Origin of the sequence: Streptococcus sp. Marseille-Q5986, from assembly GCF_946902915.1 — a bacterium.
Classification (GTDB): domain Bacteria; phylum Bacillota; class Bacilli; order Lactobacillales; family Streptococcaceae; genus Streptococcus.
In genome coordinates, this window is sequence record NZ_CAMPPY010000003.1 from 27522 (window position 1) to 44933 (window position 17412).

The 17412-nt window shown below is 38.1% G+C and carries 15 protein-coding genes; 12 read left to right on the forward strand and 3 right to left on the reverse strand.

Annotation, left to right across the window (positions count from 1 at the left end; translation table 11 throughout):
* Positions 1-165: 165 nt before the first annotated feature.
* From OVN21_RS05410 to ftsY, 3 genes are read left to right on the forward strand one after another with little or no spacing between them, the layout of a single operon-like run.
* Positions 166-957 (forward strand): Cof-type HAD-IIB family hydrolase, encoded by a 792-nt coding sequence (locus OVN21_RS05410; RefSeq protein ID WP_267247592.1) that lies wholly within the window; start codon positions 166-168, stop codon positions 955-957.
* Entirely contained in the window at positions 957-1775 is an 819-nt protein-coding gene (locus tag OVN21_RS05415) for a Cof-type HAD-IIB family hydrolase (protein WP_267247593.1), read from the forward strand. The genes OVN21_RS05410 and OVN21_RS05415 overlap by 1 nt, the downstream gene beginning before the upstream one ends.
* 3 nt (positions 1776-1778) lie before the next feature.
* On the forward strand, positions 1779-3062 hold the full coding sequence (gene ftsY, locus OVN21_RS05420; RefSeq protein ID WP_267247594.1) for a signal recognition particle-docking protein FtsY: 1284 nt from the start codon (positions 1779-1781) through the stop codon (positions 3060-3062).
* Positions 3063-3106: 44 nt separating this feature from the next.
* Here ftsY and zwf read toward each other — a convergent pair whose 3' ends face one another.
* From zwf to OVN21_RS05435, 3 genes are all read right to left on the reverse strand, one after another.
* Positions 3107-4594: a glucose-6-phosphate dehydrogenase gene (zwf, locus tag OVN21_RS05425; RefSeq protein ID WP_267247595.1), complete on the reverse strand. Its 1488-nt coding sequence runs from the start codon at positions 4592-4594 to the stop codon at positions 3107-3109.
* Positions 4595-4741: 147 nt separating this feature from the next.
* Positions 4742-5482, reverse strand: a complete 741-nt coding sequence (locus OVN21_RS05430) for an amino acid ABC transporter ATP-binding protein (protein WP_267247596.1) — start codon at positions 5480-5482, stop codon at positions 4742-4744.
* Complete coding sequence (locus OVN21_RS05435) at positions 5482-7647, reverse strand: ABC transporter substrate-binding protein/permease (RefSeq protein WP_267247597.1); 2166 nt, start codon at positions 7645-7647, stop codon at positions 5482-5484. The genes OVN21_RS05430 and OVN21_RS05435 overlap by 1 nt, the downstream gene beginning before the upstream one ends.
* A 180-nt stretch (positions 7648-7827) precedes the next feature.
* Between OVN21_RS05435 and uvrB the strand changes: the two genes are divergently transcribed.
* From uvrB to OVN21_RS05480, 9 genes are all read left to right on the forward strand, one after another.
* Positions 7828-9816: an excinuclease ABC subunit UvrB gene (gene uvrB / locus OVN21_RS05440; protein WP_267247598.1), complete on the forward strand. Its 1989-nt coding sequence runs from the start codon at positions 7828-7830 to the stop codon at positions 9814-9816.
* Positions 9817-9847: 31 nt separating this feature from the next.
* Positions 9848-10720, forward strand: coding sequence for an acyltransferase family protein (locus OVN21_RS05445; RefSeq protein ID WP_267247599.1), 873 nt, complete (start codon positions 9848-9850; stop codon positions 10718-10720).
* Between the two features lie 166 nt (positions 10721-10886).
* A complete protein-coding gene (locus OVN21_RS05450) occupies positions 10887-11354 on the forward strand; it encodes an 8-oxo-dGTP diphosphatase (RefSeq protein WP_267247600.1) in 468 nt (155 codons plus the stop codon).
* Between the two features lie 209 nt (positions 11355-11563).
* Positions 11564-12538, forward strand: coding sequence for a LacI family DNA-binding transcriptional regulator (locus tag OVN21_RS05455; protein WP_267247601.1), 975 nt, complete (start codon positions 11564-11566; stop codon positions 12536-12538).
* Entirely contained in the window at positions 12538-13449 is a 912-nt protein-coding gene (gene rbsK, locus OVN21_RS05460) for a ribokinase (RefSeq protein ID WP_267247602.1), read from the forward strand. Before OVN21_RS05455 ends, rbsK begins: the two co-directional genes overlap by 1 nt.
* Entirely contained in the window at positions 13424-13822 is a 399-nt protein-coding gene (rbsD, locus tag OVN21_RS05465; RefSeq protein ID WP_000759835.1) for a D-ribose pyranase, read from the forward strand. Before rbsK ends, rbsD begins: the two co-directional genes overlap by 26 nt.
* 13 nt (positions 13823-13835) lie before the next feature.
* Positions 13836-15314 carry a sugar ABC transporter ATP-binding protein gene (locus OVN21_RS05470; RefSeq protein WP_267247603.1) on the forward strand — a complete coding sequence of 493 codons (1479 nt, stop codon included), beginning with the start codon at positions 13836-13838 and terminating at the stop codon, positions 15312-15314.
* A 1-nt stretch (position 15315) separates the two neighbouring features.
* On the forward strand, positions 15316-16260 hold the full coding sequence (locus OVN21_RS05475) for an ABC transporter permease subunit (protein WP_023938584.1): 945 nt from the start codon (positions 15316-15318) through the stop codon (positions 16258-16260).
* A 103-nt stretch (positions 16261-16363) separates the two neighbouring features.
* Complete coding sequence (locus OVN21_RS05480; protein ID WP_267247604.1) at positions 16364-17329, forward strand: substrate-binding domain-containing protein; 966 nt, start codon at positions 16364-16366, stop codon at positions 17327-17329.
* Positions 17330-17412 lie beyond the last annotated feature (83 nt).

Here is a 17412-nt window from a genome sequence, read left to right on the forward strand (position 1 = left end):
GGAATACAAACTTTTTAAACTATCTGAAAAAAGTTCTACAATTCTAATTTTTAAGCCCTTTGAAGTTTCTCCGAAAAGTAGTGCTATCCTACTGTGCTAGTCCTTTTTCAGTTTATCTATGGTATAATAGAGGGTAGATTTATCAATTGGAGTACGAAGGATTTTATGATTAAATTGATAGCAACAGATATGGATGGAACATTTCTAGATGGAGAGGGTCGGTTTGATATGGAACGCCTCCAAAACGTACTTGTTACCTACAAGGAAAAGGGGATTTACTTTGCTGTGGCTTCGGGTCGCGGTATCTTGTCCCTGAAAAAGCTATTTGCGGATGTGCGTGATGATGTGATTTTTATAGCTGAAAATGGGAGCTATGTTGAGTTTCATGGCGAGGATATGTACGAGGCTACTATGTCTCAGGATTTTTACTTGAGCACTTTTGAAGCTTTAAAGAAATCGCCTTATTTTGATGAAAGAAAAATGCTTCTGACTGGGAAAAAAGCTTGTTATGTTTTGGATACAGTGGATGAGACCTATCTCATGTTTAGCCGTCACTACAATGAAAACATTCAAAAAGTAGAGAGCTTGGAAGATATCACGGATGAGATTTTTAAATTCACCACTAACTTTACTGAAGAAACGATAGAAGCTGGTGAGGCCTGGGTCAACAAAAACGTTCCTGGAGTCAATGCTATGACCACAGGTTTTGAATCCATCGATATTGTCTTAGACTATGTTGATAAGGGTGTGGCTATTGTTGAGCTGGCAAAAAAACTTGGTCTAACCATGGATCAGGTTATGGCGTTTGGCGATAATCTCAATGACCTTCACATGATGCAGGTTGTGGGACACCCAATCGCTCCTGAAAATGCACGACCAGAGATTTTAGAATTAGCAGAGACAGTGATTGGCCATCATAAGGACCAGTCAGTGATAGCTTATATGGAGGGTTTGTAATGGCAGATATTAAATTGATTGCATTGGATTTGGATGGTACTTTACTGACAACGGATAAAAAGCTGACAGATCGTACCAAGGCGGTCCTCAAAGCTGCGCGTGACCGTGGCATCAAGGTCGTGCTGACAACGGGTCGTCCTCTAAAGGCTATGGATTTCTTTCTCCATGAGCTAGGGACTGACGGTCAAGAGGACGAGTACACCATCACCTTTAATGGTGGTCTGGTACAGAAAAATACAGGAGAGATTCTCGATAAAACCGTCTTTTCAATCGACGATGTGGCACGCTTGTACGAGGAAACTGAAAAACTCGGACTTCCGTTAGATGCCATTTCAGAAGGAACAGTCTATCAAATCCAATCGGACCAAGAAAGTCTCTATGCTAAGTTCAACCCAGCCTTGACTTTTGTACCAGTCGCTTTTGAGGATCTATCTAGTCAGATGACATATAATAAATGTGTGACTGCCTTTGCCCAAGAACCTTTGGATGTAGCGATTCAACAGATTTCTCCAGAATTGTTTGACCAATATGAAATCTTCAAATCGCGTGAACTCTTATTGGAATGGTCGCCGAAAAATGTCCACAAGGCAACAGGTTTAGCGAAATTAATTAAACACTTGGGAATCGACCAAAGTCAAGTCATGGCTTGTGGGGACGAGGCCAATGACCTTTCCATGATTGAGTGGGCAGGTCTGGGAGTTGCCATGCAAAATGCAGTTCCAGCGGTTAAGGCAGTTGCCAATGTGATTACCCCGATGACCAACGACGAGGAAGCCGTTGCCTGGGCTATCGAAGAATACGTGCTAAAGGAGAATTAGAATATGGGATTATTTGACCGTCTATTCGGGAAAAAGGAAGAGCCGAAAATTGAAGATGTTGTAAAAGAAGCTCTAGAAAATCTTGATTTGTCAGAAGAGGTTGAAGAAACCCAAACGGCAGTCGAAGAAACTTCTCAGGAAGAAACAGTAAGGGACAAAGTGGAAGAAACACTTGCTCAAGAAGAAATTCCTCAGGTCTCGACAGAAGAAGTTATTGAACCAGAAGCAGTCGAGAAAACAGACCAAGAGGAGCCTGAGCTAGAAGCTGATGAACTGGAGCAAATCCAAGAGACAGAAGAAGCTCTAGAAGAAGAGAACCAAGAAACTGTAGAAACTGAAGAAGAGCTTCCTCAGGTTGAAGAAACCGTTCAGGAAAAATATGACCGCAGTCTCAAGAAAACGCGTACGGGATTCGGTGCTCGTTTGAATGCCTTCTTTGCCAACTTCCGTTCTGTTGATGAAGAATTTTTCGAGGAATTGGAAGAACTGCTCATCATGAGCGACGTCGGCGTGCAGGTCGCTTCAAACTTAACAGAAGAACTACGCTATGAAGCTAAACTCGAAAATGCTAAGAAACCTGACGCACTTCGTCGTGTCATTATCGAGAAATTGGTTGAGCTCTACGAAAAGGATGGCAACTACGATGAACAAATCCATTTCCAAGACGGCTTGACCGTCATGCTCTTTGTCGGAGTTAATGGTGTTGGGAAAACAACTTCTATCGGGAAATTAGCTCATCGCTACAAACAAGCTGGCAAGAAGGTCATGTTGGTTGCGGCAGATACCTTCCGTGCTGGAGCTGTTGCCCAGCTAGCTGAATGGAGTCGACGTGTGGATGTTCCCGTTGTGACTGGACCTGAAAAAGCTGATCCAGCCAGTGTAGTCTTTGATGGCATGGAACGTGCCGTGGCTGAAGGTATTGATATTCTTATGATTGACACTGCTGGTCGTCTGCAAAATAAGGATAACCTCATGGCTGAGTTGGAAAAGATTGGACGTATCATCAAACGTGTTGTACCAGAAGCGCCCCATGAAACCTTCTTAGCTCTTGATGCATCAACAGGTCAAAACGCTCTTGTACAGGCCAAAGAATTTTCAAAAATCACTCCTTTAACAGGAATTGTATTGACTAAGATTGATGGAACTGCCCGTGGTGGTGTCGTTCTGGCAATTCGTGAAGAACTCAATATCCCTGTAAAATTGATTGGTTTCGGTGAAAAAATTGATGATATAGGTGAATTTAACTCAGAAAACTTTATGAAGGGTCTCTTAGAAGGCTTGATTTAATACAAAATAAATATCCTGCAAGTCGATCTTGCAGGATATTTTTGCTATTCTAAACGGCCGTCTTCACGATAGGCGATATCTGGTTGCCAGGTCCATTTGGCTCCATACTTCTCAAGTAAGTCAAAGCTAGCTTGTGGTCCCATGCTTCCAGCTTTATAATCGTAGAGTGGAGCACCGTTTTCAGCCCAGAGTTCTTCAATACGGTCAATCAATTTCCAAGAAGCACTTACCTCATCCCAGTGGTTAAAATTGGTTGAGTTGTTGTTCAAGACATCGTAGATTAATTTCTCGTATGGATCTGGTGAGGCTCCAGTAGCAGTAGCATCTGTACGGTAATTCAGAGAGCTTGGTGCTAGGTTAAATTCTTCACCGACTTGTTTCCCATTGAGGCTAAGAGAGAAGCCTTCTGTTGGTTGGATATAGATGGTCAAGATATTTGGTGCCAATGGTTCTCCAAAGATAGAGTCCATTTGCTTAAAGACGATATTGACATGAGTTCCTTTTTCAGTCAGGCGTTTCCCTGTACGGAAGAAGAAGGGAACACCACGGAAGCGATCGCTATCTACAAAGAAGGCACCAGATGCAAAGGTTTCTGTTGTAGATTCAGGATCGACATTTGGTTCGCTACGATAGGAAATGTATTTCATGCCATCGATTTTACCAGAGCGATATTGACCCCGGATAAACTGTCCTTTCAATTCTTCCTCAGTTGGATGATAGAGGTTTTTAAAGACCTTTATCTTTTCAGCACGAATCTCATCTTTTGTAAAGCTAGCTGGTTTGTCCATGGCTAGAAGAGAGAGGAGTTGTAGAGTATGGTTTTGTACCATATCACGAAGGGCACCAGATTGATCATAGTAGCCACCACGTTCTTCAACACCTAAACGTTCCGCAAAGGTAATCTGAACATTATCGATATATTCGCGATTCCAAACATTCTCAAAGATCATATTGGCAAAACGAACAGCAAAGATACTCTGAATCATCTCTTTGCCTAGGTAATGGTCGATACGGTAGATTTGCTCCTCATCAAAGGCCGCAAGGAGATCTTCATTGAGTTTGCTTGCTGTTTCGTAGTCTGTACCAAATGGTTTCTCAACGATCAAGCGCTCAAAACCTTTGCCATCGACAATGTTTTCAGATTTGAGGTGCTTGGCAATGGTTCCAAAGAACTGGGGTGCCATAGACAAGAAGAAGAGCTTGTTGTGTTCAGCTTGGTATTTTTCATTCAGCTCAGCTTGTAATTGGCGCAAAGCAATGTAATGTTCCGTATCATTCACATCATGGCTTTGATAGTAGAAGTGGCTAGCAAATTCTTGGGCTTGCTCGGTACTATCTGCCAAATCAAGGATGGACTCGACAACTACAGATTCAAAATATTCCTTACTCCAAGGTCTACGAGCCGTTCCGATAACTGCAAAATGCTCAGAGAGATTGCCTGATTTATAGAGTCTGAAAAGGGAAGGGTAGAGTTTGCGTTTAGCTAAATCTCCACTCGCACCGAAAATTGTAACAATAACCTTTGATGACATCTAGCTACCTAATTTCTATATTTTTTCCTAGTTGGACTAGGGATGAGATTTTCTCATTGTCATAGCTTTTATTTTATCATAATTTTCAAAAAAATCAAAAATCCAATACGCAATAAAAAAGTGTAAGGAGAACCTCACACTTTCGTTTTATACGTTTAAGACCTTGTCCAAGAACTCTTTTAGACGAGGGTGTTGTGGGGTGTCAAAGATTTGATCAGGTGTTCCGTCTTCTAGGAACTCGCCATCTGCAGTAAAGATGACGCGGTCGGCTACCTGACGAGCAAATCCCATCTCGTGGGTTACAATAATCATGGTCATGCCTTGCTCCGCTAATTCCTTCATAACATTCAGTACATCTCCGACCATCTCAGGGTCAAGAGCAGAAGTTGGTTCGTCGAAAAGCATGATGTCTGGATTCATTGCTAGTCCACGAGCGATGGCCACACGTTGTTTTTGACCACCTGATAGGCTATCTGGACAGGCCTTAGCCTTATCTGCTAGTCCAACCTTTTCAAGCAACTCCATCCCCAATTTCTCAGCTTCTTCTTTGGTCATTCGTTTGTGTTCAATAGGAGCAAAAGTGATATTCTCTAGAACGGACATGTGAGGGAAGAGATTGAAGTGTTGGAACACCATTCCGATATTTTCACGGACGTGGTCAACGTTGGTTGTTTTTTCAGTTAAGTCATAACCGTTCACAGTGATGTGACCACTCGTTACCTCCTCGAGAAGGTTAAGGCTACGGAGGAAAGTGGATTTACCAGAACCAGAAGGACCGATGATACAGACAACATCTCCTTCATAGAATTTAGTCGTAATTCCTTTTAAAACTTCGTTTTGTCCATAATACTTATGCAAATCATTTACATCAATTTTTAGTTTTGCCATTAACGAATCCTCTTTTCTAAGCGTTTCGCTAGTCTAGTCAAAAGTGTGATAATTACAAGATAGAAGATAGCAAGGATTGCATACATCTTGAAACTTTGGTAGTTACGGGCGATGATGATCTTACCAGTTTGGAAAAGTTCCACCAGACCGATAGCAGATACGATAGTTGTATCTTTAAGAGCGATAACAAATTGGTTAACAAAGTTTGGCAACATTAATTTAGTTGCTTGTGGCAGGATAATCTTACGCATGGTTTTTCCATAAGAGATACCCAAGCTTCGGCTGGCTTCCATTTGTCCAACTGGAACGGCCTGAATACCACCACGAACAATCTCAGCGATATAAGCAGCCGCATTGAGCGATAGGGCAATGGTACCAGCTACAAAGTCGTTAATTGGACTTTGCTGACCTGTGATGGACTCGATGAAGTTTGGAATTCCCCAGAAGATGAAGGCTGCAAGAATCATCAATGGAATTCCGCGGATAACGTCAACGAAAATCTCAGAGATAAGACGAAGAGATTTGTATGGGCTAACGCTAAACATACCGAAGATAATACCGATGACAATGGCAATAGCAAATGAGATAAGAGCTAGAGCAAGAGTGATACCAAGACCGCTAAGGAGTTGTTTGTAGTTGTTTTGGAGCAAGCCCCAGATAGTTGTTTCGTCAACAGTGCTTGTTGAAGCAGTTGAAGATTCGCTAGCTAGGTATTTGTCAAGAATATTTTGGAATTCACCGTTTTCTTTAAGGTTTGCAAGTCCGTTGTTGAACATTTCAATCAATTCTGGATTTGCTCCTTTTTTAACAGCAAAGGCTGTTTCTCCGATTGGACTTCCAGCGATTGGTGTTTTCAATTTTTGTCCTTGGCTGATAGAATATTTGAGAACAGGCTCATCATCCATAACGGCATCAATGGCACCAGTGTTTAAACTGTCATACATTGATGAACCATCAGCGAAGGTTTTGATTTTGTAACCGTATTTGCTTTGATTTTCTGTTAGGAAGGTTTGAGAAGCAGTTCCGTTTTTAACGCCGACTGTCTTCCCTTTCAAATCTTCATAAGAAGCAATGGTGCTTGGTTCTTTGACCCCAAGGATAGTATTAGAAGTGTAGTATGATTCTGAGAAGTCAAAAGTTGCCTTACGAGCATCTGTGACAGACATACCAGCAATGATACCATCAGCTTGACCAGCTTGAACAGCACTGATAGCGGCATCAAAACCAGGGTTGGTGATTTCAATTTCAAAACCTTGGTCTTTAGCGATTGCCTTAATCAATTCCATATCTATACCAGTGTATTGGTTGCTTGAATTTTGGAAAACAAAAGGTGCAAAAGAAGAATCGCTGGCAATGATGTATTTAGCTTTAACAGGAATAGCTTTTAAGCCTGCAAGAGTAGTTGTAGTTGGCACTGCTGAAGATGATGAAGCAGTCCATTTCTTGATGATTTTATCAAGACTACCATCTTTTTTCATTTCAGCCAAGGCTTGGTTAAATTCAGTAACCAAGTGCTCGTATTTGCTTCCTTTTTTAACACCGAAAGCAAAGCTACCTACAGCTTCCCCATCCATTTCAATATGGAGGTCTTGCCCTTGGTTAATGGCATACTCGATAACAGGTTTGTCATCCATCATGGCATCGATGGCACCAGCACTTAAGCTGTTGTTCATCAAATCACCAGTGTCAAATGTTTTAATGGTAAAGTCGTATTTATCTTTAATCGTTTCTAGGAAACGTTGAGCGGCAGTTCCGTTTTTAACACCAACGGTTTTGCCAGTTAATTGGTCGTACTTGCTAATTTTGTGTGCCTTTGTAGTTGCAATGACAACTTTTGTATCATAGTAAGTATCAGACATGGTGAAGACTTTTTCACGTTCTTTCGTCTTTGTCATCCCTGCCATGATAGCGTCAGCTTGACCAGCTTGAACCGCATTGACCGCTGCGTCAAATCCAGGATAGGACATCTGAATGTTCCACCCTTTAATCTCAGCGACTTTGTTGATAATGTCAACATCAATTCCTTTATAAGTTTGATCTGAATCTTTAAACTCAAAAGGTGCATAGGCGGTATCAGATACAATCTTAATCGTCTCTGCTTTCGCAATACCTAATGAGAAAATTGGGAATAAAATTAGCAAAAATGCTAGAAATTTTTTCTTCATTTTTAGTCTCCTTTTCCGAATATTTTCCCATTATATCAGAAAAAGTAAAAAAAGGCAAATTTTATGAATTTCATGTAAGGAAATATAACATAGGATGCTCTTTCTTATCAGTTTGGAGAAGAGTCTGAAAGGCAAATTTATGGTAAAATAGAAAGATAGAAAAATGCAGATGAGGCAATCATGATTAATCGAATTACAGATAATAAATTTAAACTAGTATCAAAATATGAACCTTCAGGAGATCAACCCCAAGCAATTGAGCAGTTGGTTGATAATATCGAAGGTGGAGAAAAAGCTCAGATTCTGATGGGGGCGACGGGTACAGGGAAGACCTATACCATGAGTCAGGTCATTTCCAAAGTCAATAAACCCACTCTGGTCATCGCTCACAATAAGACTCTGGCAGGCCAGCTCTACGGGGAGTTTAAGGAATTTTTCCCTGAGAATGCTGTTGAGTATTTTGTATCTTACTATGACTATTACCAGCCAGAGGCCTATGTCCCTTCTAGCGATACCTATATTGAAAAGGACAGCTCTGTCAATGATGAGATTGACAAGCTCCGCCACTCAGCGACTTCAGCCCTTCTTGAGCGCAATGATGTCATCGTCGTAGCCTCAGTCTCTTGTATCTATGGTTTGGGTTCACCCAAGGAATACGCTGATAGTGTCGTTAGTCTGCGTCCAGGTCTTGAAATTTCTCGTGATAAACTGCTTAATGACTTGGTCGATATCCAGTTTGAGCGCAATGATATTGATTTTCAACGTGGAAGATTCCGTGTGCGTGGGGATGTAGTGGAGATTTTCCCAGCTTCCCGTGATGAACACGCCTTTCGAGTAGAATTTTTCGGAGATGAAATCGACCGTATCCGTGAAGTGGATGCTCTGACAGGTCAGGTGTTGGGAGAAGTGGATCATTTGGCGATTTTCCCAGCTACTCACTTTGTGACCAATGACGACCATATGGAAGTTGCCATTACCAAAATTCAGGCAGAATTAGAAGAGCAGTTAGCTGTCTTTGAGAAGGAAGGCAAACTGCTAGAAGCCCAGCGTTTGAAACAGCGGACAGAGTATGATATTGAGATGCTACGTGAGATGGGCTATACAAATGGTGTCGAAAACTACTCACGTCATATGGATGGACGCAGCGAAGGAGAGCCTCCTTATACGCTTCTCGACTTCTTCCCAGATGATTTCTTGATCATGATTGACGAGAGTCACATGACTATGGGGCAGATCAAGGGCATGTACAATGGAGACCGCTCTCGTAAGGAAATGCTGGTTAATTATGGTTTCCGTTTGCCGTCGGCCTTGGACAATCGTCCTCTCCGTCGTGAAGAGTTTGAAAGCCATGTGCACCAGATTGTTTACGTTTCAGCGACACCAGGTGACTATGAAAATGAACAGACCGAGACAGTGATTGAGCAAATCATTCGTCCGACAGGTCTTTTGGATCCTGAGGTGGAAGTCCGTCCGACTATGGGACAGATTGATGATCTCTTAGGTGAAATCAATGTCCGTGTTGAAAAGAATGAACGAACCTTTATCACCACCTTGACCAAGAAAATGGCAGAAGATTTGACCGACTACTTCAAGGAAATGGGCATCAAGGTCAAGTATATGCACTCGGATATCAAGACCTTGGAGCGGACAGAGATTATCCGTGACCTGCGCTTGGGTGTCTTTGATGTCTTGGTCGGAATCAACCTGCTCCGTGAAGGGATTGACGTTCCTGAGGTAAGCTTGGTTGCTATTCTCGATGCTGACAAGGAAGGTTTCCTCCGTAACGAACGTGGACTCATCCAGACCATTGGACGTGCTGCCCGTAATAGCGAAGGGCATGTCATCATGTATGCGGACACGATGACTCAGTCTATGCAACGTGCCATCGATGAAACGGCCCGCCGTCGGAAAATCCAGATGGCTTATAATGAAGAACATAGTATCGTACCACAAACAATCAAGAAAGAAATCCGTGACCTGATTGCCGTGACCAAGGCAGTTGCTAAGGAAGAGGACAAGGAAGTCGACATCAATAGCCTCAACAAACAAGAACGCAAAGAACTAGTCAAGAAATTAGAAAAACAAATGCAAGAAGCCGTCGAAGTGCTTGACTTTGAACTCGCAGCTCAGATTCGTGATATGATGCTGGAAGTCAAGGCGTTGGATTAACAAACATTATAGGATAATAGATAAGGAAGATATGGTAACAAATAAAACAAGATATATAGGGATTGAATGCTGTAGAATTATAGCTATGTTGATGATTTGTAATTTGCATGTTTTAGGTATGGGAGGAGTCTTAGATAAAGTCGAGTATCAAAAAGATATATATTATTTTCTTGCTAATATCTTAGAAGCTTTTTCTTATCCAGCTGTTAATATTTTTGTTTTAATTAGTGGTTATGTGGGGTTATATTCGCAGTTTAGTTATAAAAAAATGTCTAAGTTTTGGATACAAATTATTTTTTATACCATATCAATTACATTAACTTTTGCAGTCTTTTCAAAACTATCTGTAACTCCAACTGAATGGTTTTATGCCTTAACCCCAATCAGTAACGGTCAGTATTGGTATATGAGTTGTTATTTTGGTCTAATGTTAATAGCACCATTATTAAATCAGGCAATTTTAACAATGAAGAAAGAATTATTACTTCCGATTATAACAGGAGGATTTATATATTTCTCTATTATTCCTACAATTTTCAAGCAAGATTCATTAGGAATATGGAGAGGTTATAGTGTTCTATGGATGATATTACTCTATATAGTGGGTGCTATAATCAGAAAATTTAAGTATGAAAGCTATTTTCAATCATGGAAAGTTATTTTTGGGATATTATTATTAACAAGTCTAACCTTTGTATTGTACTTCTTTAATTATGAACAGTGGAGGAGTTATAGTTCACCGACAGTAACTCTTCAAGGAATATTGATATTTTTATTATGCTTAAATATAAAAAACATTCCACTTTCACTTGAAAAAATAGTTCTATTTTTATCTCCGCTCACATTGGGGTTTATCTATTTCATGTTCATCCTCTTATTTTCAGGAGAGTTCTACCTAGCATAAATTTCTTAATTGATGGGAAAGAATTATTTATGTTTGCTATTATTATTTTGATAGTAACATTTTTATTATTTTTTGTAGGAGCTATTTTTGAGTATATTAGGAAAAGACTAATAGATATAATTTTTAATATGACAAAAGTATTAACCAAATCATAGAAGGAGAAAATATGTCCCGTGCCCAATCAACCATTTTAACCAACATCTGTCTAATCGAAGATCTAGAAAATAAGCGTGTAGTCATGCAATATCGTTCTCCTGAAACTAATCGCTGGTCTGGTTATGCCTTTCCTGGAGGTCATGTAGAAAATGGCGAGTCTTTTGCCGAGTCAGTTATCCGTGAAATCTATGAAGAAACTGGTTTGACGATTCAGAATCCCCAACTGGTCGGTATTAAAAATTGGTCATTAGATACAGGTGGGCGCTATATTGTCATTTGTTATAAGGCGACGGAGTTCTCTGGTACCCTTCGCTCTTCAGATGAAGGAGAAGTTTCTTGGGTGCAAAAAGACCAGATTCCAAACTTGGATCTGGCCTATGATATGCTACCCTTGATGGAAATGGTGGAAGCTCCGGACAAATCTGAATTTTTCTACCCTCGCCGTACAGAAGACGATTGGGAAAAGAAAATTTTCTAATCCTTTACCAAATAACCGAGATGCTCCAAGGCCTCCTCGATATAGTGGAGGTCTTGCTTAGTTTCCTGTCTAATAGTAATAATAGATTAGTAGAAAATATATATACTCTGAAATAAATTTAAAATATTTTTAGAAAAGTATTGACAAATCAAAAGAAAACGCTTACTATAGAATAAGGGAACGGTTCCACAATGTAAGAAGGAGGAATGATGACTACAATAAAACAGGTTGCTGAAGAAGCTGGAGTATCGAAATCAACAGTTTCAAGATATATTTCGAAAAAAGGCTATGTCGGAGATGATGCGAGAGAAAAGATAAAAAATGCTATCAAAAAATTAAATTACACACCAAATGTATTAGCACAATCTTTGAAAACTAAAAAAAATCAAATGGTCGGACTCTTACTACCAGACATTTCTAATCCCTTTTTCCCAAGATTGGTTCGAGGAGCTGAATCCTATTTAAAAGATAAGGGCTATAGAATTATGGTTGGTACGATTTCAGACCAGGACTCTTTAAGTGAATATGTTAATTTGCTGCTAAAAACAAATGCTGCCGGAATTATTACTACACATGATTTCACAAAAGAATATCCAGATTTATCATTACCTGTTGTTGTGGTTGACCGAATTAGTAAAGATACAGGTTACGGTGTCTTTTCTGATAATCAGTTGGGTGGACGTTTGGCTGCTAAAGCAATTTGGAATGCTGGCGCTAAGCAAGTTATGATTATTAAAGTTTTAGATGATAAAGCTGAGAACATTGCGGAACGATTTGAAGCAAGTTTAAACTATTTGAGGAATAAATCTTTAGAGATTTGTATTGAAAAAAGTGAAACGTTTGACTTTGAAAAAATTCAAAAAGAAGCTAAAGAGAATCTAAAAAGAAATCCAAATATTGATAGTATTATAGCACCTTCTGATATTCATGCGATAGCTTATATTCATGAAATTTTAGCAATTGGGAAAAAAATTCCAGATGATATTCAAATCATTGGTTACGATGATATTATACTTAGTCAATTTATTTATCCTTCTTTATCAACTATCCATCAATCTTCATATAAAATGGGAGAACAGGCTGCAAAACTAATCTATAATATGGCAAATAAGTTCTCTATAGATGAAGCTAAAATTAAACTACCTGTTAGATACGTAGAAAGAAATACATTAAGGAGAAAGTAATGAGTAAAATTGTTGTTGTTGGAAGTATTTCAATGGACTTAGTTATGAGAACAAAAAGGATTCCAGAAGGAGGTGAAACGATTTTTGGGGATTCGTTTAATATAGCTCCAGGTGGAAAAGGTGCAAATCAAGCTGTAGCTATTGGTCGATTATCCAGTGTAGAAGATAATGTTTACATATTTGGAAACGTCGGAGAAGATATTTTTTCAGCAGATTTACTAAGCAATCTGCAAAATAATAATATTTCTACAGAACATGTGGGAACGGTACCACAATCTACAGGGGTTGCACAAATTACTTTATATGGAGGTGATAATAGGATTATTTATTATCCCGGAGCGAATAATGTAGTTAAAACAAATGATTGGAAAAATGAGTGGGAATTGATTAGTGATGCAAGTGTTGTTGTATTACAGAATGAAATACCACATGAAGCCAACTTATCTATAGCTAAATTTTGTCAAGAAAATAGAGTTAAGGTGCTTTACAATCCTGCACCAGCTAGAGAAACAGACCTAGAGATGATTCCTTTTTGTGATTTTATTACTCCTAATGAGCATGAATGTTCAGAGCTTTTTCCAGATAAGAAATTAGAAGAAATTATTAAAATGTATCCTAATAAAATGATTGTGACATTAGGAGTTGAAGGTTCTATTTATTATGATGGGACAGCAGTTCATAAGATTCCTGCTATAAAAGCAGAAGTAGTTGATACTACAGGAGCAGGAGATACGTTTAATGGTGCTTTTGCTTATGCTATCTCAAAAGGAAAAGAGATGAATGTTGCATTGTCCTTTGCAACGATTGCTTCACATCTTTCTGTTCAAAGATTTGGAGCGCAAGGAGGCATGCTGAGTTTGAAAGAAATAAAGGAGCATTCAGGATATGAAGAAATATGGGATTTTAAATAGTAATATAGCAAAACTAGCTGATGATTTAGGTCATATGGATTTGGTTTGTATCGGAGATTTAGGATTGCCAGTTCCAAAAGGTGTTGATAAAATTGATTTAGCATTAAGAAAAGGTAGTCCAAGTTTTTTAGAAGTTTTAAAAGAATATTCAGATCATGTACTTATTGAAAAAATTTTCTTAGCAGAAGAAATTAAGGAAAAAAACAAAGAACAGTGGCAAGCAGTTCTAGATCTTTTAGGATCGAATATAATTATTGAATATATTAGTCATGAAGAATTGAAAGCTATGAATACTAAAGTTAAGGCAGTTATTCGCACTGGGGAAGATACACCATATTCGAATATAATCTTGCAATCAGGAGTTATTATTTAGAAGGGGGTTGCCTATGAAAATTGAAATGAAGAACATTTCAAAATCTTTTGGGAATAATCGTGTTTTAGAAAGTATTGATTTGGTTCTTAATTCAGGAGAAGTTCATGCTTTAATGGGAGAGAATGGTGCAGGCAAATCAACCTTAATGAATATTTTAACTGGACTTTTTCCAGCTACTTCAGGAACTATTTTTATTGATGGAAAAGAAAAAACATTTTCTAATCCTCAAGAGGCAGAACGGTTTGGACTGAGTTTTATTCATCAAGAAATGAATACTTGGCCAGATATGACTGTACTTGATAATCTTTTTTTAGGAAGAGAAATTAAAAATTCGATTGGGTTTCTAGATAAAGCTAGTATGGAAAGGAAAGCTAAAGAAGCATTTAAACGTCTTAATATCTCTATTCCTCTCGATGCAATCATTGGTCAATTATCAGTCGGACAACAACAAATGATAGAAATAGCAAAATGTTTATTATCAGAAGTTTCCTTGTTAATTATGGATGAACCCACAGCAGCTTTAACTGATCGTGAGACTGAAACGCTTTTTAAAGTGATAGAAGGATTAAAATCTGATGGTGTAGGTGTTGTGTATATTTCACATCGGATGGAAGAAATCTTTAAGATTACAGATCTTATAACTGTTATGAGGGATGGGTTTGTAATTGATACCAAGAAAACGAAGTTAAGTAATGCGGATGAATTAGTTCAAAAGATGGTGGGGCGTGAATTAGAAGATTACTATCCAGAAAAAAAGGCTGAGATTGGAAATATTGTTTTTCAAGCTAAGAATCTTTTTGGTGATGCTTTTACGGATATTTCTTTCTATGTACGTCAAGGGGAAATTCTTGGTTTTTCTGGTTTGATGGGTGCTGGTCGTACTGAAATAATGCGAGCAATTTTTGGAATTGATTTTTTAAAATCTGGTCAAATTATAATAAACGAAGAACAACTGATAATTAAAAATCCTTTTGAAGCAATTAAGCATGGAATTGGTTTCTTAACAGAAGATCGTAAAGATGAGGGATTGATTTTAGATTTTTCTATTAAAGATAATATGACTTTACCTAGTACTCGTGATTTTGTTAAAAATGGCATTTTTGATAATAAAACAAGTGATATATTTGTACAACGTTTAATTGATAGGCTACGAATTAAATCAGGTTATCCAGATAAGGAAGTTGGAACACTTTCCGGTGGTAATCAACAGAAAGTAGTTTTAGCAAAATGGATAGGCATTGCACCAAAAGTACTGATTCTAGATGAACCAACTCGTGGGGTAGATGTTGGGGCTAAGCGTGAAATTTACCAATTAATGAATGAATTGGCTGAACGAGGTGTGCCGATTATTATGGTATCTTCAGATTTACCAGAAGTAATTGGAGTCAGCGATCGCATTATGGTCATGCATGAAGGTAGAATTAGTGGGGAATTAACACGCCGAGAAGCTACACAAGAAAAAGTTATGCAACTAGCTACAGGAGGACAATAGTGTGAAAAATACTATGAAGTACATGTCAGAATTGACGACAGTAATAGCATTGATAATTTTAATGGCTGTCATCACTATTATCAATTCAAATTTTTTAACAGCAAATAATCTGTTAAACTTACTATTGCAAGTAACATCAAATGCACTGATTGCTTTTGGAATGACTTTTGTTATTCTAACAGGTGGAATCGATTTATCAGTAGGATCAATTTTAGCCTTATCCAGTGCGCTAACAGCTGGTTTATTAGGATCTGGAATGCCTGTTACGTTAGCAATTCTCATCTCTTTAATTTTGGGTTGCATTCTAGGTATGATGAATGGGTTATTGATTTCCTACGGGAAATTAGCTCCATTTATCGTCACTTTAGCGACTATGACTATTTTTAGGGGAGCAACACTTGTTTATACAAATGGGAATCCTATTACAAAAGGATTAAGTGATACATTCTTATTTCAATTTTTGGGGCAAGGTTACATAGTCGGAATTCCATTTCCTGTAATTATTATGTTTATTGTATTTATTGTTTTATATGTTTTACTTCATAAAACAGCATTTGGTAAATCTGTATATGCTATAGGGGGGAATGAAAAAGCAGCATATATATCAGGTGTGAAATTAAATAAAGTGAAAATTATCATTTATTCAATATCAGGTATGATGGCTTCAATTTCTGGATTGATTATCACATCACGATTAAGTTCTGCTCAACCAACAGCAGGTGCTAGTTATGAAATGGATGCTATTGCAGCTGTTGTTCTTGGAGGAACCTCTTTATCTGGAGGTAAAGGTCGTATACTGGGTACTCTAATAGGTGCTTTAATTATTGGAGTTTTGAATAATGGACTTAATATTATTGGTGTTTCAGCATTTTGGCAACAAGTAGTAAAAGGAGTTGTAATCTTAATTGCTGTTCTGATTGATCGTTTTAAAGTTGTAAAACAGTAGAATCATTTTCAATTTTTTTGGAAATAGTAACAATTTATTAGATGACGTACAATAATCGGGATTGAAACTATCCCTATAGATATATATTACGAGGAGTAATAACATGAAAATTATTAAAAAAATTAGCATTTTTGCTTTGTTTGTAACATTTATTTTTGCTTTAGTAGCTTGTGGAAAAACTGGTTTAGGAAATTCATCAAATGATAATAAATCTACGATTCAAAAGTCGGCAAAAGACTTAAAATTAGGAGTTTCTATTTCGACTACTAACAATCCCTATTTTGTAGCTATGAAAGATGGTCTTGAAAAAGCCACAAGAGAAAAAGAAGTAACTTTGAAGATAGCAGATGCACAAGATGATGCTGCTAGACAAGCAGATGATATTCAAAATTTTATTAGTCAAAATGTAGATGCTTTACTAATTAATCCAGTTGATTCTGATGCAATTGTTACATCTATTAAAGCTGCTAATAATGCAAACATTCCAGTAATCTTAATTGACCGCGGTAGTAATGGTGGTGAAGTCTTGACAACTGTTGCTTCTGATAACGTAGAAGCAGGTAAAATGGCTGCCGAATTTATTACCAAGCAATTGGGAGAAAAAGCAAAAACTTTTGAATTATCAGGAGTCCCTGGCGCTTCTGCAACAGTAGATAGAGGTAAAGGATTTGAACAAATTTCAAAGACACATTTAGATGTTCTTTCTAGTCAATCCGCTAATTTTGATCGCGCAAAAGCTTTGAATACAGCGCAAAATATGATTCAAGGAAACAAAGAAGTACAAGCAATCTTTGCACAGAATGATGAGATGGCGTTAGGAGCTGCACAAGCAGTAAAAGCAGCTGGTCTTAGCAGTGTATTAATTGTTGGTATTGATGGCCAACCAGATGCACATGACGCTATTGCAAAAGGTGATATTACTGCCACTATTGCTCAGCAACCAGCTAAGATGGGTGAGATCGCTATTCAATCAGCAATCGATCATTATCAAGGGAAAAAACTGGAAAAAGAAACAGTTTCTCCAATTTATCTTGTGACCAAGGATAATGTTGATCAACATAACTGGTGATATATTTTTAGTAAGTAGGTAGTTGTTAATTTTCATTCAATGTAGTTTTTAAATATTATTGTTAGTATTTGAGCTTTTGAGTG